The 17,700-nt window shown below is 69.6% G+C and carries 17 protein-coding genes and 1 other RNA gene; 9 read left to right on the forward strand and 9 right to left on the reverse strand.

Going from position 1 to position 17,700, the window contains the following annotated elements:
• The first annotated feature begins 5 nt into the window (after positions 1 to 5).
• Positions 6 to 881 (forward strand): protease HtpX, encoded by an 876-nt coding sequence (gene htpX, locus VAPA_RS04560; RefSeq protein WP_021005591.1) that lies wholly within the window; start codon positions 6 to 8, stop codon positions 879 to 881.
• 87 nt (positions 882 to 968) lie between these two features.
• On the opposite strand, the gene VAPA_RS04565 is transcribed toward htpX, so the two are convergent.
• The 5 genes from VAPA_RS04565 to cysK form a co-directional block, all read right to left on the reverse strand.
• Entirely contained in the window at positions 969 to 1,388 is a 420-nt protein-coding gene (locus tag VAPA_RS04565) for a hypothetical protein (RefSeq protein WP_155248050.1), read from the reverse strand.
• 26 nt (positions 1,389 to 1,414) lie between these two features.
• Positions 1,415 to 2,230: a ProQ/FINO family protein gene (locus VAPA_RS04570; protein ID WP_021005593.1), complete on the reverse strand. Its 816-nt coding sequence runs from the start codon at positions 2,228 to 2,230 to the stop codon at positions 1,415 to 1,417.
• A gap of 51 nt (positions 2,231 to 2,281) precedes the next feature.
• Entirely contained in the window at positions 2,282 to 2,905 is a 624-nt protein-coding gene (locus tag VAPA_RS04575; RefSeq protein ID WP_021005594.1) for a flavin reductase family protein, read from the reverse strand.
• A 16-nt stretch (positions 2,906 to 2,921) separates the two neighbouring features.
• Positions 2,922 to 4,574 (reverse strand): NAD(P)/FAD-dependent oxidoreductase, encoded by a 1,653-nt coding sequence (locus VAPA_RS04580; RefSeq protein ID WP_041946017.1) that lies wholly within the window; start codon positions 4,572 to 4,574, stop codon positions 2,922 to 2,924.
• Between the two features lie 72 nt (positions 4,575 to 4,646).
• On the reverse strand, positions 4,647 to 5,567 hold the full coding sequence (gene cysK / locus VAPA_RS04585) for a cysteine synthase A (protein ID WP_021005596.1): 921 nt from the start codon (positions 5,565 to 5,567) through the stop codon (positions 4,647 to 4,649).
• Between the two features lie 105 nt (positions 5,568 to 5,672).
• Here cysK and rnpB point away from each other — a divergent pair.
• The 7 genes from rnpB to VAPA_RS04615 all read left to right on the forward strand — a co-directional run bounded on the left by rnpB (position 5,673) and on the right by VAPA_RS04615 (position 12,638).
• Positions 5,673 to 6,020: RNase P RNA component class A (rnpB, locus tag VAPA_RS33635), an RNA gene on the forward strand.
• A gap of 146 nt (positions 6,021 to 6,166) precedes the next feature.
• The gene (locus VAPA_RS04590; RefSeq protein ID WP_021005597.1) at positions 6,167 to 6,646 is read left to right on the forward strand and encodes a MarR family winged helix-turn-helix transcriptional regulator; all 480 of its coding nucleotides are present in this window, start codon (positions 6,167 to 6,169) and stop codon (positions 6,644 to 6,646) included.
• The gene (locus VAPA_RS04595) at positions 6,647 to 8,764 is read left to right on the forward strand and encodes an FUSC family protein (protein WP_021005598.1); all 2,118 of its coding nucleotides are present in this window, start codon (positions 6,647 to 6,649) and stop codon (positions 8,762 to 8,764) included.
• Positions 8,761 to 8,967: a DUF1656 domain-containing protein gene (locus VAPA_RS04600; protein WP_021005599.1), complete on the forward strand. Its 207-nt coding sequence runs from the start codon at positions 8,761 to 8,763 to the stop codon at positions 8,965 to 8,967. Before VAPA_RS04595 ends, VAPA_RS04600 begins: the two co-directional genes overlap by 4 nt.
• A 10-nt stretch (positions 8,968 to 8,977) precedes the next feature.
• Positions 8,978 to 9,925 (forward strand): efflux RND transporter periplasmic adaptor subunit, encoded by a 948-nt coding sequence (locus VAPA_RS04605; RefSeq protein WP_021005600.1) that lies wholly within the window; start codon positions 8,978 to 8,980, stop codon positions 9,923 to 9,925.
• Positions 9,922 to 11,412 carry an efflux transporter outer membrane subunit gene (locus VAPA_RS04610; protein ID WP_155248051.1) on the forward strand — a complete coding sequence of 497 codons (1,491 nt, stop codon included), beginning with the start codon at positions 9,922 to 9,924 and terminating at the stop codon, positions 11,410 to 11,412. The genes VAPA_RS04605 and VAPA_RS04610 overlap by 4 nt, the downstream gene beginning before the upstream one ends.
• A 2-nt stretch (positions 11,413 to 11,414) precedes the next feature.
• The gene (locus VAPA_RS04615) at positions 11,415 to 12,638 is read left to right on the forward strand and encodes a multidrug effflux MFS transporter (protein ID WP_021005602.1); all 1,224 of its coding nucleotides are present in this window, start codon (positions 11,415 to 11,417) and stop codon (positions 12,636 to 12,638) included.
• Positions 12,639 to 12,658: 20 nt separating this feature from the next.
• On the opposite strand, the gene VAPA_RS04620 is transcribed toward VAPA_RS04615, so the two are convergent.
• From VAPA_RS04620 to VAPA_RS04630, 3 genes are read right to left on the reverse strand one after another with little or no spacing between them, the layout of a single operon-like run.
• Positions 12,659 to 13,207, reverse strand: a complete 549-nt coding sequence (locus VAPA_RS04620) for a hypothetical protein (RefSeq protein ID WP_021005603.1) — start codon at positions 13,205 to 13,207, stop codon at positions 12,659 to 12,661.
• 58 nt (positions 13,208 to 13,265) lie between these two features.
• Positions 13,266 to 13,976, reverse strand: a complete 711-nt coding sequence (locus tag VAPA_RS04625; protein WP_021005604.1) for an RNA pseudouridine synthase — start codon at positions 13,974 to 13,976, stop codon at positions 13,266 to 13,268.
• Positions 13,973 to 15,646: an MBL fold metallo-hydrolase gene (locus tag VAPA_RS04630; protein WP_021005605.1), complete on the reverse strand. Its 1,674-nt coding sequence runs from the start codon at positions 15,644 to 15,646 to the stop codon at positions 13,973 to 13,975. Before VAPA_RS04630 ends, VAPA_RS04625 begins: the two co-directional genes overlap by 4 nt.
• A gap of 119 nt (positions 15,647 to 15,765) precedes the next feature.
• Between VAPA_RS04630 and VAPA_RS04635 the strand changes: the two genes are divergently transcribed.
• Entirely contained in the window at positions 15,766 to 16,809 is a 1,044-nt protein-coding gene (locus VAPA_RS04635; RefSeq protein ID WP_021005606.1) for a Bug family tripartite tricarboxylate transporter substrate binding protein, read from the forward strand.
• A gap of 24 nt (positions 16,810 to 16,833) precedes the next feature.
• Here VAPA_RS04635 and VAPA_RS04640 read toward each other — a convergent pair whose 3' ends face one another.
• The gene (locus VAPA_RS04640) at positions 16,834 to 17,664 is read right to left on the reverse strand and encodes a TorF family putative porin (RefSeq protein ID WP_021005607.1); all 831 of its coding nucleotides are present in this window, start codon (positions 17,662 to 17,664) and stop codon (positions 16,834 to 16,836) included.
• Between the last annotated feature and the right edge of the window lie 36 nt (positions 17,665 to 17,700).

The following is a 17,700-nucleotide window of genomic DNA, read 5'->3' on the forward strand; positions in this document are numbered from 1 at the left end:
TCAACTTGAAACGTATCCTTCTGTTCGTTTTGACCAATGTGATGGTCGTTGCAGTGCTCGGCATCGTCGCCAGCCTGCTCGGCGTCAACCGCTATCTCACGGCCAACGGGCTGAACCTCACGGCGCTGCTCGGCTTTGCGCTCATCATGGGCTTCGGCGGCGCGATCATTTCGCTCTTGATCAGCAAGCCCATGGCCAAGTGGACGACGAAGCTGCACATGATCGACAACCCCCAGTCTCCCGACGAGGCCTGGATCGTCGGCACCGTGCGCAAGTTCGCCGACAAGGCCGGCATCGGCATGCCCGAGGTCGGCATCTTCGAGGGCGAGCCCAATGCCTTCGCCACCGGCGCCTTCAAGAACTCGTCGCTGGTGGCGGTGTCCACCGGCCTGCTGCAGGGCATGACGCGCGAAGAAGTCGAGGCCGTGATCGGCCACGAGGTGGCGCACATCGCCAACGGCGACATGGTCACCATGACGCTGATCCAGGGCGTGATGAACACCTTCGTCGTGTTCCTCTCGCGCGTGATCGGCTATGCGGTCGACAGCTTCCTGCGCCGCGGCGACGACCGTTCGTCGGGCCCCGGCATCGGCTACTACGTGAGCACCATCGTGCTGGACATCGTGCTGGGCTTTGCCGCTGCCATCGTGGTGGCCTGGTTCTCGCGCCACCGCGAGTTCCGTGCCGACGCCGGCTCGGCCGCGCTCATGGGCCAGAAGCAGCCGATGATGAACGCGCTGGCCCGCCTCGGCGGCCTGCCGGCCGGCGAACTGCCCAAGGCGGTGGAAGCCATGGGCATCACGGGCAGCATCGGCAAGCTCTTTGCCACGCACCCGCCGATCGAGGAGCGCATTGCGGCGCTGCAGAACGCACGCGGCTGAGCGATCGATCCGCTGCAACAGCAAAAAAAGAAAAGCCGCCACGGGTTGCCGTGGCGGCTTTTTCATTGCGGCCGGCGCAGGGCAGCTTCAATACGAACGCAGCGAAATGCCCCAGCGCCCCGCCACGCGCGTGGCAATCCAGAGATTTCGGTGCGTGCTGAGCACCGTGCCGGCCGCGTCCTCGCGCGTGTAGGTGACGACGAAATGCACCTTGTCGGCACTTGCCAGCACCGCTTCCTTCGACTGGTAGCACGTGCGGCGCCAGCCCGAAGCCTCGAGCTTCTCGAAAAAATCGGCCGGATGGTTGCCGGGCGCCCGCCACTCGAGGCGGTCGGCGCCGGAGAGCATCACATGCGGAAAATGAAGCTCGCCATCCATGCCCGCGGTGTCGCGGGCATTGAAGCGCTCCGTGAAGCGGTCGAGGCAGGCGGAGGCTTCGCGGATCGCGTCGGCCTCTGCCGCGCTCCCGGACGCCGCAGGTGCGACAAAGTTCGCGAAATCGGTCACGGCCACCGCGGCAACGGCCGGGCCGATCAGGCCGCCGGAGGCGCCGGCTGCCGGTCGGCCCGCGCACGTGCGAGCATGCGGCCCACCTCGTCGGGGTTCATGCCGTACATCTCGGCGAACTCGTGCTCGCTGCTGCGGCCGCTGGCCTCGAAGGCGCGCAGCAGCGCCTCGCGCTTGGCGGCCTGCTGCGCCAGTTCGGCCAGTGCCTCATCGAGCACGGCATTGGTTTCCTCGTCGCGCGAGCGCACCAGCACGGCATAGGCTTCGCGGTCGAGGCCCGAGGTCTCCACGGCGCGCGCGATGCGTGCCACCAGCTGGGGGCGCAGGTCCTCGCCGGGGTTGCGCTGCACGCGGCGGCGGTGCAGTTCGAGGATCGCGTGGTGCACATGCTCGGGCGCGACCGGCTCCACCGCGTTGCCGTCGAGATCGTGGCGCGCAAGGCCCGCGGCCACCGCCTCGAGGTAGCGCGTGGAGCGTGCGTGCAGGCCCAGGGCAACCTTCAGGTCGTCCTTCTTGAAATCGTCGGGGTGCTTCTCGAGCAGGTCCTGGAACACGCCGAGCTTGAGCGGCAGGAAGCGCGCGCCGAACATGTTGGGATACAGCTCGAACAATTTCTCCAGCGCGGGGTGCACCTTGCGCGCGCGCTGCGGCTGTTGCTGCTGTGCCGCCTGCTTCGGCTTCTGCTTTTGCTGCTGCTGCTGCTGCCGTTGCTGGCGCGGCGCGCGCGGTGGCCGGGGCGGGCGTCCATCGGCGTTCGGCTGCTGCTGCTGCGCGGCGGTGCCCTCGGCTTCCGCCGGCTGGACTTCCTGGATTTCTTCTTGGGGCGTGGCGGTGTCGGTCATCGGTCGGTTCTTGTCAGGTTGGCAGCGGCGGGAAAAATGGATGCCGCGCATTCAGCGCGGGCGGAACATCTTGAAGAGATTGTCGGGGCTGATCTCGAAATAGTCGGCCGGGCCGCCGCCGCGCAGGATGGGCTGCGCCGCCGCGGTGTCGTAGATGCCGTTCTTCAGCAGGTGCCGCGCGATGTGCACGCCCACCACTTCGCCGAGGATCAGCCAGGTGGGCACCGGCACGCCGTCCACGCCCTCGAGCTGCAGCAGCTGCGTGAGCCGGCATTCGAAGGACACCGGACTCTCGGCCACGCGCGGCACCGCGATGCGGCGCGAAGCCGCGGGCGTGAGGCCGGCGAGCTCGAACTCGTTCACCTCGGGCGGCACGGCGGCGCACGACTGGTTCATCTGTTCGGCCAGCGGCCGCGTGGCCAGGTTCCAGCCGAACTCGCGCGTCTGGCGGATGTTGTGCAGGCTGTCCTTGGCGCCGATGCTCGCGAAGCCCACGATGGGCGGCGTGTAGTTGAAGGCGTTGAAGAAGCTGTAGGGCGCGAGATTGAGCATGCCGTTCTCGTCCTGCGACGAGATCCATCCGATCGGCCGCGGACCGACCATGGCATTGAACGGATCGTGCGGCAGGCCGTGGCCCTTGGCAGGCTCGTAGAAGTGGAAATCGTCGTTCGTCACGGCCGTGGTTCCTTGCTCATGTCCCGGTGACGCTGCGCGCCACCGCTTCGGCCACCTTGATGCCGTCGACGCCGGCCGACAGGATGCCGCCCGCATAGCTTGCGCCTTCGCCGGCGGGGTACAGGCCGCGCACGTTGAGGCTCTGGAAATCGTCGCCGCGCGTGATGCGGATCGGCGAGGAGGTGCGCGTTTCCACGCCGGTGAGCACTGCGTCGTGCAGGTCGAAGCCCTTGATCTTGCGGCCGAAGGCGGGGAAGGCCTCGCGCATCGCCTCGATGGCATAGGCCGGCAGCGCCTGGTGCAGGTCGGTGGGCGTGACGCCGGGCTTGTACGATGGCACCACGCTGCCGAGCGCGGTCGATGGCTTGCCGGCGATGAAGTCGCCCACCAGCTGGCCGGGCGCGCGGTAGTCGCCGCCGCCGAGCACGAAGGCGTTCGATTCGAGTTCGCGCTGCAGCGCGATGCCGGCGAGCGCGTCGCCCGCGGTCTCGGGCGTCCAGCCGGGAAAGTCGCGCGGGTCGATGCCCACCACGATGCCCGCGTTGGCGTTGCGCTCGTTGCGCGAATACTGGCTCATGCCGTTGGTGACCACGCGGCCGGGCTCGCTGGTGGCCGCCACCACGGTGCCGCCGGGGCACATGCAGAAGCTGTAGACCGAGCGGCCGTTGCTCGCGTGGTGCACCAGCTTGTAGTCGGCCGCGCCGAGCAGCGGATGGCCCGCATGGCGGCCCCAGCGCGCGCGGTCGATCAGGCCCTGCGGATGCTCGACGCGAAAGCCGATGGAAAACGGCTTGGCCTCGATGTGCACGCCGCGCGCGTGCAGCATGGCGAAGGTGTCGCGCGAGCTGTGGCCGAGCGCCATCACCACGTGGTCGGCGCGCAGCTCGCTGCTGGTGCCGGTGGCCTGGTCGAGCACGGTGAGGCCGCGAAGCTGCTTGCCGCCGGGGCCGCCTTCGATCTGCACGTCGGTCACGCGCTGCTCGAAGCGGATCTCGCCGCCGAGCGCGACGATCTGCTCGCGGATGTTCTCCACCACCTTCACCAGCTTGAAGGTGCCGATGTGCGGATGCGCGACGTAAAGGATCTCGGGCGGTGCGCCGGCCTTCACGAACTCTTCCATCACCTTGCGGCCGAGGAAGCGCGGGTCCTTGATCTGGCTGTAGAGCTTGCCGTCGGAGAAGGTGCCGGCCCCGCCTTCGCCGAACTGCACGTTCGACTCGGGGTTGAGCACGCTCTTGCGCCACAGGCCCCAGGTGTCGCGGGTGCGCTGGCGCACGGTCTTGCCGCGCTCGAGCACGATGGGTTTGAAGCCCATCTTCGCGAGCATCAGCGCCGCAAAGATGCCGCAGGGGCCGAAACCGATCACCACCGGCCGGGGCGCGCCTTCGGGTGCCTGCGCGGGCGGCGTGTAGCGCATGTCGGGCGCGGCCTGGATGTGCGGATGGCCGGCATGCCTGGCGAGCAGCGCGGCTTCGAGCCCGGCGTCGGCCAGCTGCACGTCGACGATGTAGACCTGCAGCAGCTGCGGCTTGCGCGCGTCGAAGCTGCGCTTGAACACCTTGAACTCGCGCACGCTGGAAACCGGCGTGTCGAGGGCGGTGGCAATGGCTTGGGGGAGGGCCGCGTCGTCGTGGTCGAGCGGCAGTTTGATTTCGGAGAGTCTCAGCATGTCGGTGTGGCTTGTGGTTATCAAGCAGGCCGCAGATTTTACGCGCCCGGGGCGCTATGAAAGAGATAGCTGTCAGCTCGGGAGGAAGCCTTCGACCGAGAGGTAGCGCTCGCCGGTGTCGTAGTTGAAGCCCAACACCACCGCATCGGGTGCCAGCGTGGGCAGCTTCTGCGCGATGGCCGCGAGCGTGGCGCCGGAGGAAATGCCCACCAGCATGCCTTCCTCGACCGCGCAGCGGCGGGCCATTTCGCGCGCCGGTTCGGCGTCGACCTGCAGCACGCCGTCGAGCAGCGAGGTGTCGAGGTTCTTCGGGATGAAGCCCGCGCCAATGCCCTGGATCGGGTGCGGCGAGGGCTGGCCGCCCGAGATCACCGGCGAGGCCACCGGCTCCACCGCGAACACCTGCAGCTTCGGCCACTTCTTCTTGAGCACCCGCGCCACGCCCGTGATGTGGCCGCCGGTGCCCACGCCGGTGATCAGCACGTCGATGCCGTCGGGGAAGTCGGCCGCGATCTCCTCGGCCGTGGTGCGCATGTGCACGTCGACGTTGGCGGGGTTGTTGAACTGCTGCGGCATCCACGCGCCCGGCGTGCCGGCCACGATTTCCTCGGCACGCGCAATGGAGGCCTTCATGCCGCCGGCGCGCGGCGTCAGGTCGAAAGTGGCGCCGTAGGCGAGCATGAGGCGGCGGCGCTCCACCGACATGCTGTCGGGCATCACGAGGATCAGCTTGTAGCCCTTGACGGCCGCGACCATCGCCAGGCCGATGCCGGTGTTGCCCGAGGTGGGCTCCACGATGGTGCCGCCGGGCTTCAGTGCGCCGGATTTCTCGGCGTCTTCCACCATCGACAGCGCGATGCGGTCCTTGATGGAGCCGCCGGGGTTCGCGCGTTCGGACTTGATCCACACCTGCTGCTTCGCATTGCCGAACAGGCGGTTGATGCGGATGTGCGGCGTGTTGCCGATGGTCTGGAGGATGTTCTGGGCCTTCATTGGATCTCCTTGGGCATTGTTGGGGGACAGGTCAGCTCGGTCGAAGCGCCATTGTGTGATGGACCGCGCCCGCATGCGAGGGCAAGGAGCGATAATCCCATGCGTGAAGCACGCCAGACCGCCGCTGGTGCAAGCCCGAAAGGGGCGACGCCGCAAGGCGCCGCGTCGAAAGACCGCACTGGAGGAACGTCCGGACTGCACAGGACAGCGCAGGAGTTAACGACTCTCCACCGTGAGGTGAGGATCAGAGCAACAGAGACGAGCCGATTGAGTTCGGGTGAAACGGGCAATCTCTGCGCGCAGCAACACCAAGTAGGCCAGTATCGAGGTGGTTCCGCTGAGCTGGCGGGTAGGTGGCATCGAGCCGTTTGGCGACAAGCGGCCCAGAGTAATGGCGGTCACGTTGGGGGCAACTCCAACGCACAGAATCCGGCTTATCGGCGGGCTTCACACTTTTCTTTCTTCTCCCTGATTTCTTCCGTGGAGTTCTTCCTCCATGGGGCGCGCCCGCGGCGTTGCGCGGGTTGCTGCGGCGCGTCCGTGCATCGTTGCGGGTTTTTCCCTACAATAGATAGCAAGCTAACTAATTGGAGGGAGCCATGTCCCACATCTCGAAGACGCGCGAAGCCGCGCTGATGTCGCTCGGCACGGCGCTCTCGCCGCTGCAGCGCGGCTATCGGGCCGCGGCCGACAAGGCGGTGGCGCACGTGGGCCTTTCGCAGTCGCTGGCGTGGCCGATCGTGGTGATCGGCCGCATGCACGGCGGGGTGCGCCAGGGCGTGCTCGCCGAGGCGCTGGGCATCGAGGGGCCTTCGCTGGTGCGCTCGATCGACCAGCTGGTGGAGGCGGGCTTCGTCGAGCGCCGCGAAGACCCGGCCGACCGCCGGGCCAAGACGCTGCATCTCACGCCGGCCGGCGAGGCCGCCTGCCAGCCCATCGAGGCCGCGCTGCGCGGCTTGCGCGCCACGCTGTTCGACGGCGTGCCGGACGACGACATTGCCGCCTGCCTGCGCGTGTTCGCGGTGCTGGGAGAGCGGCTCGGCCGCGCCGCGCCGGCGCCGCAGGAAGGGCGCAGGTAGGTGGCCGCCTTCCAGCTGCCGCGCTTCAGCCGCGCGGAGCTTCTCTTTTCTTCCAAGAGCTTCGCGGCCGCGATGCTGGCCATGTACCTGGCCAGCCGCGCCGGCCTGCCGCGCCCGTTCTGGGCCTTGATGACCACGTACGTCGTGGCCCATCCGCTGGCCGGCGCGGTGCGCTCGAAGGCGCTCTACCGCTTCTGCGGCACCTTGATCGGCAGCGTGGCCACGGTGCTGCTGGTGCCTGCGCTGTCGAACGCGCCGGAGCTGCTCACGCTGGTGCTCGCGCTGTGGGTCGGCTTGTGCCTGTGCATTTCGCTGTTCGACCGCACACCGCGCTCGTATGTCTTCATGCTGGCGGGCTATACCGCCGCGCTGATCGGTTTTCCCTCGGTGCAGACACCGCTCGCCCTGTTCGACACCGCGGTGGCGCGGGTGGAGGAAATCGGCCTGGGCATCCTGTGCGCCACGCTGGTCCACAGCATCGCGTGGCCCACGGGACTGGCGCCGACCGTGCTCGGTTTGCTCGACCGCACGCTGCAGGACGCGCGCAAGTGGCTCGGCGACCTGCTGCAGCCCGCCGGCCGCCGCGCCGACGCCGACGCGCAACCGCTCGCAGCCGACCGCCGCCGCCTGGCCGGCGACATCACCCAGCTGCGGCTGCTGTCCACCCACGTGCCGTTCGACACCACCCACCTGCGGTGGACCGCCGGCGCCATCCGCGCCATGCAGGACCGCGTGGCGGCGCTCACGCCCGCGCTTTCGGCCGTGGAGGACCGGCTGCTGGCGCTGGAGCAGGCCGAAGGCACGCTCGCGCCGGACGTCACGGCGGTGCTCGCGCAGGCTGCGCAATGGCTGCAGGAAGAATCCGCGCCGGGGAGCGATCCCGAGGGCGATGCCGCCCGGCTGCAGTCTTTGCAATTGCTGTGCCGCTCGATCGAGGCCCTGGGCGCCACGCCGCCTTCCGCGCGGCACACCCCCTGGGGCCGCGCCCTGCGCATCGGGCTCGCGGGCCGGCTCGAAGACCTGGTCGAGGGATGGCGCGCCTGCGCGCGGTTGCGCATGGACATCGACGAGGGTCTCAAGGGCGCGCTGCCGCCGCGCCGCACGGCCGCGCTCGGCAGCCGCGTGCTGCACCGCGACTACGGCATGGCGCTGCTGTCGGCGCTGGCCGCGGTGCTCGCCATCTGCCTGTGCGGTGCCTTCTGGATCGTGACCGGCTGGCCCATGGGCTCCGCCGCCACCATGATGGCCGCGGTCTTCTGCTGCTTCTTCGCGACCATGGACGACCCGGTGCCCGCGATCCACGGTTTCCTGAAGTACACGCTGTGGTCGATTCCGGTTTCCGCGCTCTATGTGCTGGTGCTGATGCCCCTGGTGCAGGACTTCGGCATGCTGGTGGTGGTGTGCGCGCCGGCGTTCCTGCTGCTGGGCCTCTACATGGCGCGGCCGGCGCATTTCATGGCGGCCATGGCGCTGCTGTTCGGCGTGGCCGGCACGCTGGCCATGCACGACACCGCCAATGCCGACCTGGTGAGCTTCATCAACAGCATGCTCGGCCAGGTCATCGGCGTGGTGGTTGCCGCGCGCGTCACGCGGCTGGTGCGCTCCGTGGGTGCCGACTGGAGCGCGCGGCGCATCCAGCGCGCCACCTGGCGCGAGCTCGGCGAGATGGCCGGCGCTGCGCAGCGCCAGGGCGCGCAGGGCGACGCCTATGCCGTGCGCATGCTCGACCGCATCGGCCTGCTCGCACCGCGCATCGCGCAGGCCGGCGGCACCATCGAGGGCGTGGCCGCCAACGATGCGCTGCGCGATTTGCGCATGGGCGCCGACATCGACGTGCTGCAGCGCGTGCGCGTGCAATTGCCGCCGGCCTCGGCCGCCGCGCTGCTGGGCGGCATTTCGCAGTTCTTCCGCCAGCGCGGCAGGGGGCGCATGGATGCGGCGCGCCCCGCCAACCTGCTGCCGCAGATCGACGAGGCGCTGTCGGCCGTGCTCGACGCGCGGCGTGCGCCATCGCCCGCATCGCGCTCCGCGGTGACCGCGCTGGTGGGGCTGCGCCGCAATCTTTTTCCCGATGCACCGCCCCGCCTCGCGGTGCCCGGCCAGGGAGCCCCCACATGATTGGCGAGGCAAGTTTCTACGGCCTCTACGTGCCATGGCTCCTGGTGCTGGCCGGCGTTGCGCTGGTGGCCCTCTGGGGCGTGCGCCGCCTGCTGGCCGTGACCGGCCTCTACCGCTGGGTGTGGCACCCCGCGCTGTTCGACATGGCGCTCTATCTCCTGCTGCTTTACGGCCTCAGCCGCGCGGCCTCCTTCCTTCAATGACGAGATTCCGATGAAAGCCCCTCTTTCCGCCGACAGCTCCTGGCCGATGCGCCTCGGGCGCATCCTTGTCACCGTGGCCGTGGTGGCGGCCGCCGCATGGGCCGGCTTCCGGCTCTGGGACCACTACGAACTCGCCCCCTGGACGCGCGACGGCCGCGTGCGCGCCAACGTGGTCCAGATTGCGCCGGACGTTTCCGGCCTGGTCACCGCCGTGCCGGTGCAGGACAACCAGGCCGTGCAGGCCGGGGCCCTGCTGTTCGAAGTGGACCGTGCGCGCTACGACCTTGCCGTGCGCCAGGCCCGGGCCGCGCTGGCGGCGCAGCGTGCCGCCAGCGCGCAGGCGCAGCGCGAGAACGCGCGCAACGCGGGGCTCGATGCGCTGGTGTCGCAGGAGGCCCGCGAACAGACCCGCGCCCGCGCCGAGCAGGCGCGCGCCGCCGTCGCGCAGGCCGAGGTGGCGCTCGATTCGGCGCGCCTCAACCTGCAGCGCGCCGAAGTGCGCGCGCCGGCCGACGGCCTGGTGACCAACCTCGACCTGCGCACCGGCAGCTATGCATCGGCCGGGCGGCCGGTGCTGGCGCTGGTCGATGCGCGTTCCTTCTTCGTCGAGGGCTACTTCGAGGAAACCAAGCTGCCGCGCATCCACCTGGGCGACCGCGTGCGCGTGACGCCGATGGGCGGCGGCGCGGTCCTCGAAGGCGCGGTCGACAGCGTGGCTGCCGGCATTGCCGACCACGACCGCTCGACCAGCGCCAACCTGCTGCCCAGCGTGAACCCCACCTTCAACTGGGTGCGGCTCGCGCAGCGCATTCCGGTGCGCATCAAGCTCGATCCGCTGCCGCAGGGCGCACGGCTCGTCGCCGGCCAGACCGTCACCGTGCAGGTGCTCGAAGGCCAGGCAGCGCGCAGTGTCGGCGCGGCCCCCGCTGCACCTGCGGCCGAACCGAGGAAGGGATGAACGCCATGTCCCGTCTTGCCTTTCGCATGGCTGCGCTGACGGTTGCGGCCGGGCTCGCGGCCTGCGCGGCGGTCGGCCCCGACTACCGCCAGCCACCCGAGGCGCTGGCCAGCCAGCCTGGCGCCGCACGTCCCTTCGCCGAGGCGCCCGCCAACGCCGCGCCGCTGCCCGCGCACTGGTGGCGGCTGTACCACGACCCGCTGCTCGACCGGCTCGTCACGCAGGCCCTCGCACACAACACCGACCTGCGGCAGGCCGTTGCGAACCTGGAGCGCGAGCGCGCCGTCGAGGCCGAGGTCGCCGGCGCCCAGCGCCCCACGCTCGGCGTGAGCGGCGGCCCTTCGTTCGGCCATGTGTCGGGCCTGTCGATGCTGCAGAAGGGCTATGAGCCGCCGAGCCGCTTCAACTACAGCGCGGGCGCCTCCCTGTCCTACCAGGTCGACCTGTTCGGCCAGATCCGCCGCAGCATCGAAGCGGCAGGTGCCAACACCGACGCCGCCGGGGCCGCGCTCGACCTCGTGCGTGTGAACGTGGCCGCGGGCACCGCGCGCGCCTACGCCGAGGCCTGCTCGACCGGACTGCGCCTGCAGATCGCGGAGAAATCCGTCGCACTGCAACAGGACGCCCTGAACGTCACCGAGCGCCTGCAACGCGCGGGCCGTGCGGGCGCGATCGACGCCAACCGCGCGCGTGCGCAGCTGGAGCAGCTGAATGCCGCGCTGCCGCCGCTCCAGGCCGGGCGCCAGGGCGCGCTCTACCGCCTGGCCACGCTGACCGGTGCGCTGCCGCAGGACTTCCCGCGCGAGGTGGCCGGCTGCACCGCGCCCCCGCGCGTGGCCGGCATGCTGCCGGTGGGCGATGGCGCGGCCCTGCTGCGCCGCCGCCCGGACATCCGCCAGGCCGAACGCAGCCTCGCGGCGTCCACCGCGCGCATCGGCGTGGCCACGGCCGATCTCTATCCGAAGGTGACGCTGGGGCTTTCGGCCTCGTCGGCCGGACCGGCCAGCGATTTCGGCCGCAAGGACACCTTCGGCTGGAGCATGGGCCCGCTGATCTCCTGGACCCTTCCCAATACCGGCATCGCGCAGGCCCGCATCGCCGAGGCCGAAGCCAGCACGCGCGCCGCGCTCGCGAAGTTCGACGGCACGGTGCTGACCGCGCTGCGCGAAACGGAAACCGCGCTTGGCACCTACGCGCGTGAACTCGACCGCCGCGCCGCGCTGCAGGCCTCGCGCGACGAAAGCGCCAAGGTGGCCGCGCAGGCGCGCCAGCTCTACCAGAGCGGCCGCACGGCGTATCTCGACGCGCTCGATGCCGAACGCTCGCTGGCTGCGAGCGACGCGGCCCTGGCGGCCAGCGAGGCGCAGCTGGCCGACGACCAGGTGGTGCTGTTCATGGCGCTCGGCGGTGGCTGGGAGCCTGACGATGGCACCGGCCTGGCGGCCAACGGGGCCGCGCCCGTGTCCACCTCCGTCAAGGTTCGCTGACCATGGCCGCCGCCGCACTTTCCTCCACGCCGCGCCGGCATGCGCCGCTGTGGCTGCTGGCGCTCGTCACCTTCAGCGGCACGGTCGCCATGCACATCTTCGTGCCCGCGTTGCCGATTGCCGCGCAGAGCCTGGGCGCCGGCATGGGCGCGATGCAGATGACGGTGAGCCTCTACATCCTCGGCCTGGCCGTGGGGCAGCTCGCCTACGGCCCGCTGGCCGACCGCTACGGCCGCCGCCCGGTGCTGCTGTTCGGGCTCGCGCTGTATTCGGCCGCGGGGCTTGCTGCCGCGCTCGCACCCGATGTCCATGCACTCATCGCCGCGCGGCTGTTCCAGGCCATGGGCGGCTGCGCGGGGCTGGTGCTCGGGCGCAGCATGGTGCGCGACACTGCAGAGCCGCAAGAGGCCACGAAGCGCCTCGCGCTCATGAACCTCATGGTCACTGTCGGGCCGAGCGTCGCGCCGCTGGTCGGCAGCGCGCTGGCCAGCGCCTTCGGCTGGCGCTCGATCTTCCATGCGCTGTTCGGCCTCGGCCTCACGGGCCTCCTGTTCGCATGGAAGCTGTTGCCCGAGACCGGCACGCCGGGCACGCGCGTCGAAGGCCGGGAGCTGGCACGCAACTACGGTTCGCTGCTCGCGTCGCCCGCGTTCCTCGGCTTCTCGGTCGGCGGCGGCTGTGCCACCACGTCGATGTACGCGTTCATCGCGTCGGCACCTTTCATCTTTGTCGACCAGCTGCATCGCCCCGCGCACGAGGCCGGCATCTACCTTGCGATACTGGTGTCGGGCGTATGGCTCGGCAGCTTTCTCACCAGCCACCTGATCGCGCGCGTGGACCTCGACCGGCTCATGACGCGCGCGAGCCTGCTGAGCAGCGCCGCGGCCTTCGTGCTGCTGGGCGCGGCACTCACACAGCGGCTGTCGGTGCCGCTGATCGTGGCGACGATGTTCCTCTACACCGTTGGCGCGGGCATGGCTTCGCCGGCCGCACTCACGCGCGCCATCGGCGTCAACCCCCGCGTGATCGGCTCGGCCTCGGGGCTCTACGGCGCCACGCAGATGGCCGTGGGCGCCGTGTGCACCGCGCTGGCGGGGCTGGGGCACCGCAACCCCGCACTGGCGGCCGCGCTGGTGCTGGCCGGGGCCAGCATCGTGGCGCAGGCCTCGTTTGCGGTGGCGCTGCGCGCGCAGAAGAGGGCGGAGGCGGCGGAGGCAGCCGCGTAGTCGAGTGCGGCCGCTACCCGTCAGCGCGTGAAGAGCCAGCCGCCCCTGGGCTGGCGCGTCAGTTCATGCCGCCGGACTGAGCGTTCCTCGCCGTCGTCGCCCACGTACACCACCTCGAAGCGCAGCCGTTTCGGCGAGACCATCTTCCAGTTCTGGATGCGCTTGACGGTCACGCAGGCGGTCTTGTCGTGGTACTGCATCTCCGCCATCGGCCCGCCCTGGAAACCGGTGCCGTCGAACAGCCGGCCCGGCGCCGCGAACGGGTTGAGCACGGCGCCGTTGCGTGCGGTGATGCAGCCTTCGGTCCGCACGAAGGACTCGATGGTGGGCGCTGCGCTTTGCACCACCCTGGCCACGGCCGGCGTGGGCGGCTTGGTGACGATGGCCTCGCGGATGCGCTCCACCTGCTCCTCGGTGATCGGCGCCAGCCCGCTGGGCGACACGACCGGCGGCGGAGCTGGTGGTGGAGAGGGCGTGAACGAGGGCAGCAATGGCGCCAGATAGCTGCAGCCCGCCAGCACCAGCGGGGCGGTGCTGGCGAGTGCGGCGGTCCGGGTTCCGAACTTCATGGGTGGGTCTCCTGTCGTCGATTCCTCTTCGGGCCTCTTTCGTGCCTCTTCTTCGATGTCAAAAGCGCTCGTGCGGCGAAAGATAGCGCCACTGTCCGGGCTCCAGCCCGGCCAGCGGCACGCGGCCGATGCGGATGCGCCGCATGGCCAGGATGCGCAGGCCGGCTTCGTCGCACAGGTGTGCGATCTGTCCGGGCCGCGCACCCTTGAGTGCAAAGCGCAGGCCGGTCTGGTCGTCGGCCTGGCGGCCGATGCTCACGCGCGCAGGCGAACGCTCGAAGCGCACGAGCTGCTCGGGGCTGACCTTGCCGGCCACGTCGACCATCACCTCGTGCTCGAGCACGCCCGCATCCTCTTGCAGCTTGCGCTCGATGCGCCATTCCTGCGTGTAGACCACGAGCCCGCTGGCGCCGGTTTCCAGTGGCGTCATGCAGCGCTGCGCCTTGGCGTGCGCCGGCAGGAAGCGCACGCCTGCGCGCTCGGGCTCGTGGTGATTGGCGGCCACCAGCAGCCGGTGCGCGGTGTCGGTCGCCATGCCCGCCGGCTTGTGCAGCAGCAGGGTGACGGGCACCACCGGCTCGGGCTTGGCGCCGGCCTCGATCTCGACCTTCTGGTGGTCGTGCACGCGCGACTGCGGCAGCAGCGCCGGCACGCCGTCGACGCGCACCGCGCCGTTCTCGATCAGCAGCTCGGCCTCGCGCCGTGAGCAGCCCGCGAGTGCAGCCACGCGCTTGGCAAGGCGGATGCCCTCTTCGGAAGCGCCGCTCATGGCGTGGATGCCAGTTGCCGGATGCGCGCCACGTGCGCGGCCAGCGATCGGGCCGCCACCGGCCACATGCGTTCGGGCACGTCGTCGTAGGCCAGCGGCAGCCAGTCTTCCGGTGTGCCCTGGGGGAGCCTGCGCATGGCCGCGGCGATCTTGGCTTCGCGTTTCAGGCGGTGCGCCTTCAGTTGCGCGATGGCGGTGCGTGCACTGCCAATGACGTAGCCGTGCGCCGGCAGGATGAAGTCGATGCCGCCGGCCTCGCAGGCCGCATCGAGCTTGTCGAGCGAATCGAGGTACGCGTTCATGTCGCCGTCGGGCGGATCGACCACCGTGGTGCTGCCGTTCAGGATGTGGTCGCCGGAGAACAGCAGTCCGTCTTCCTCCAGCACCAGGCACAGGTGGTTGGCCGCATGGCCCGGCGTGTGGACGGCCCGCAGCGTGTGCTCGATGCGCCGGCCTTCGGCCGTGGTGCCGCAGAGCTGCAGGCGCTCGCCGTCGAGCAGTTCGCGCTCCGCGGCAAAGCGCGCCGACGCGCGCGCCGTGGGGGCCGAAGACAGCCCGAGGACGGGTGGCTTCACCTTGCACAGCGCCTGCAGCAGTGCCGCGCCGGGCGAATGATCGGCATGCGAATGGGTGCACACGATCATGCGGATGTTCCCCTCGGTGGCGCGCCAGAGCCGGTCGACGTGGCCCGCGTCGTTCGGGCCCGGGTCGATCACGATGTAGCCCGCGGCCGGGTCGCCCACGATGTAGCTGTTGGTGCCCGGACCGGTCATGGCGCTGGGGTTGGGCGCGGTCAGGCGCTGCACGTTCCTGAGCAGAGGCACGGCGCGTTCGGTCTGCCAGTCGAGCGCATGCAGCAGCTGTCCGTCGGGGCACACCAGCGCGAGTTCGCCATAGGGCGAGTCGCTTTCCATGTAGCGCGCGTCCTGGCCGCCGAGCAGGCCCGCGCGCGGGCAACTGGTCCACAGCGGTTTTTCGGCGGCGTCCCGGGGGGCGCAGGCTTGCAGCACCGCGTCGACATTGGCATAGGCCGCGAGCCGCTGCAGCGTGCGCACCGTCGGAAAGATCATGAAGAAGCCGCCCGCCGCATGGCGCGCCAGCGCATCGGCCGGCCGCACCCAGCAGGGCTCGAACTGCTCGCTCTCGTCGGCCGTGGGCGTCTGGCCCTCGGGCATGCGCGCCACCAGGAACGGCACGTCGAAGCGCTTGGGCAGGTCGCGGTCGGTGATCCAGTGCGCAAAGCTGAACACCTGGTCGGACGCGAGCACCAGCCCGCGCGCGGCGCACTGCTCGGCAAAGGAAACGGGCGACATGGTGCTGCGGTCCATCGACGCGATGTCCTGCGCGGCCACGGGCCGGCCGTCGGCATGGCGCGCGAGCAGCACGCCGAGCTCCTCGAAGCCTTCGCGGATGGCCGCAATGGCCTGCGTCAGCTGCGTGCCGTTTTGGGTGGGCCGCTGCGCGGCGATGCGTTTGGCGGCTTCGTCGGCTGCATCGATCTGCCCGCCGGGGAACACATAGGCGCCTGGCGCGAAGCTTGCAGTGCCGGAGCGACGCGTCATCAGCACTTCGATGCCGGCCTCGGAATCGCGCAGCAGCATCACGGTGGCTGCCGCGCGCACGGGCACGGGCTCGCGTGCCGGGTGGAGTTGTTGGGTGGGGCGGACCATGCGGCGATTATGGAGAGGTAGTTCGATGCGGTTGTGTGCTGCATAAGCTCATACCGGATCGGGCATGAACCGCGCGCCACAATCCCGGGCTGCACCGCCCGCATCGAGGAAAGACAGTCATGGCTCATTCTCCCTTCTCTCACTACTTCCAGTTCTCGGCGTCGTCCTTCGCGCGGCGTTTCCGCCCGATCCTGCTGCTGGCGGGCGCCTCCCTGGGTGCGGCCGCGTCATCCGCTGCCTTTGCGCAGGGCGACTGGCCGCAGCAGCCGGTGACGCTGATCATGGGTTTTCCGGCCGGCTCGGGCGTCGACGTGGTGGCCCGTGCCATCCAGGAGCCGCTCGCCCGGCAACTCGGAAAGCCCGTGATCATCGACTACAAGTCGGGCGCGGCCGGCAACATCGCGAGCGAGTACGTGGCCCATGCCAAGCCCGATGGCTACACGCTTTCCTTCGGCACCGCCGCCACGCATGGCAGCAACGCCGCGCTCTACAAGAAGCTGCCGTTCGACGTGGAGGCCGACTTCGTGCCCGTGGCGCCGGTGCTCGACGTATCGAACGTGCTCACCATCAACCCGGACGTGATCAACGCCAAGACCTTGAAGGAGTTCGTCGATCTCGTCAAGGCCAACCCCGGAAAGTACAACTATGCGTCTACAGGCAACGGCGCCGGCACGCACATGGCCTTTGCCGAATTCAATTCGCGCCTCGGCCTCCAGATGGTGCACGTGCCCTACAAGGGCGGACCCGAGGCCATCACGTCCGTGGTGCGCGGCGAGACCTGCTGCATCATGAACCAGGTGCAGACGGTGCTGCCGCACTACAAGGCCGGCAAGGTGCGCCTCCTGGGCGTGACCACCGCCGCGCCGGTGGCCGCGGTCAAGGAGGTGCCCACCATCGCCTCCAGCGGCCTTGCGGGAACGAAGGGCTTCGACAGCTCGATCTGGTTCGGCATCTTCGCGCCCAAGGGCACCGACGCGCAGATCGTCGACAAGCTCAACGCCGCCGTGAAGGCGGTGCTCGAGCAGCCCGAGATCCGCGAGCGTTTCGAAAGCCAGGGCAACACCGTGCGCATCGAATCGCCCGCGCAGTTCAGGAAGACGGTGCACGACAACCGCGTGAAGTGGGCCGAGGTGGCCAAGGCCGCGAACATCAGCATCGACTGAGCGATGCCGGTGCGCTGACCGGGATCAGAGCGTCTTGGTCAGCGTGAGAATGAAACGCGCCTTGTTGGGCGAGTAATACTGCTCGCCGATGGGGCCGAAGCCGAAGTCGTAGCCCGGGTTGCTCAGCGCGAGGTACGAGCTCTTCTTGTTGGCGCCCTGCACCGAGCCGGCCAGTGCCAGGCCGTTGCCGAAGTCGTACGACACGCCCACGTTGTAGTCCACGTAGCTCTTGTAGCCCAGGCTGCGGATGTCGCTGGACATGTGGGTGTAGCCCACGGCGGCCTTCAGCGTGAGCTTGGGCACGATTTCCTTGCTGTAGGCCAGGTTCAGGTAGCCGGTGTTGCGGCCCTTCAGGCCCGAGCCCGACTTGTAGCCGGCATAGCCGAAGTAGTCCTTGGAGACCGTGTGCGAGTACTTCAGGGTGAACGAGCCGATCGCCTCGTCGGCCCAGGTGCCGGCGCCGTACAGCTCGGTGGTGTTGCCGATGGAGTTGCCCGGGTAGATGTAGGTGAGTGCGCCCATGTCCAGGTCGAAGGGGCCGGCCTTGAACTTGTAGCCGCCGTAGAGGTCGCTCTCGATGCTGTTGCCCTGCAGCCAGTTGACGCTGGAGTTCCAGTTGCCCAAGTAGAAGCCGCTCTCGCCGAAGGCATAGTCGAAGCCGCCCTGGATGGCGGGCTTGAAGCCCTTGGTCTTGGCGTAGTCGTTCTTCCCGATCATGTCCTGGTCCTGGCCGCGGAACTTGTAGTTGCTCGTCAGTGCCACATTCCCCGTGAGCTGTGCGCTCGCAAGCATCGGCAGGGCGGCGAGGGTGGGAAGAACGAGCACCGGCAGGGCGATGCGAAAAAAGTGTTTCATCGAAAAAAGTGCTGACGGATGGAGAAGCCGGCAGCG

This window comes from Variovorax paradoxus B4, from assembly GCF_000463015.1.
Classification (GTDB): Bacteria; Pseudomonadota; Gammaproteobacteria; order Burkholderiales; family Burkholderiaceae_C; genus Variovorax; species Variovorax paradoxus_E.

What these genes read in the sequence shown, in the direction of transcription:
- VAPA_RS04570 (WP_021005593.1), bottom strand. Translation starts at nt 2,230, where the DNA reads ATGACCGACACCGCCACGCCCCAAGAAGAAATCCAGGAAGTCCAGCCG.
- VAPA_RS04580 (WP_041946017.1), bottom strand. Translation starts at nt 4,574, where the DNA reads ATGCTGAGACTCTCCGAAATCAAACTGCCGCTCGACCACGACGACGCG.
- cysK (WP_021005596.1), bottom strand. Translation starts at nt 5,567, where the DNA reads ATGAAGGCCCAGAACATCCTCCAGACCATCGGCAACACGCCGCACATC.
- VAPA_RS04590 (WP_021005597.1), top strand. Translation starts at nt 6,167, where the DNA reads ATGTCCCACATCTCGAAGACGCGCGAAGCCGCGCTGATGTCGCTCGGC.
- VAPA_RS04600 (WP_021005599.1), top strand. Translation starts at nt 8,761, where the DNA reads ATGATTGGCGAGGCAAGTTTCTACGGCCTCTACGTGCCATGGCTCCTG.
- VAPA_RS04605 (WP_021005600.1), top strand. Translation starts at nt 8,978, where the DNA reads ATGAAAGCCCCTCTTTCCGCCGACAGCTCCTGGCCGATGCGCCTCGGG.
- VAPA_RS04610 (WP_155248051.1), top strand. Translation starts at nt 9,922, where the DNA reads ATGAACGCCATGTCCCGTCTTGCCTTTCGCATGGCTGCGCTGACGGTT.
- VAPA_RS04615 (WP_021005602.1), top strand. Translation starts at nt 11,415, where the DNA reads ATGGCCGCCGCCGCACTTTCCTCCACGCCGCGCCGGCATGCGCCGCTG.
- VAPA_RS04620 (WP_021005603.1), bottom strand. Translation starts at nt 13,207, where the DNA reads ATGAAGTTCGGAACCCGGACCGCCGCACTCGCCAGCACCGCCCCGCTG.
- VAPA_RS04625 (WP_021005604.1), bottom strand. Translation starts at nt 13,976, where the DNA reads ATGAGCGGCGCTTCCGAAGAGGGCATCCGCCTTGCCAAGCGCGTGGCT.
- VAPA_RS04630 (WP_021005605.1), bottom strand. Translation starts at nt 15,646, where the DNA reads ATGGTCCGCCCCACCCAACAACTCCACCCGGCACGCGAGCCCGTGCCC.
- VAPA_RS04635 (WP_021005606.1), top strand. Translation starts at nt 15,766, where the DNA reads ATGGCTCATTCTCCCTTCTCTCACTACTTCCAGTTCTCGGCGTCGTCC.
- VAPA_RS04640 (WP_021005607.1), bottom strand. Translation starts at nt 17,664, where the DNA reads ATGAAACACTTTTTTCGCATCGCCCTGCCGGTGCTCGTTCTTCCCACC.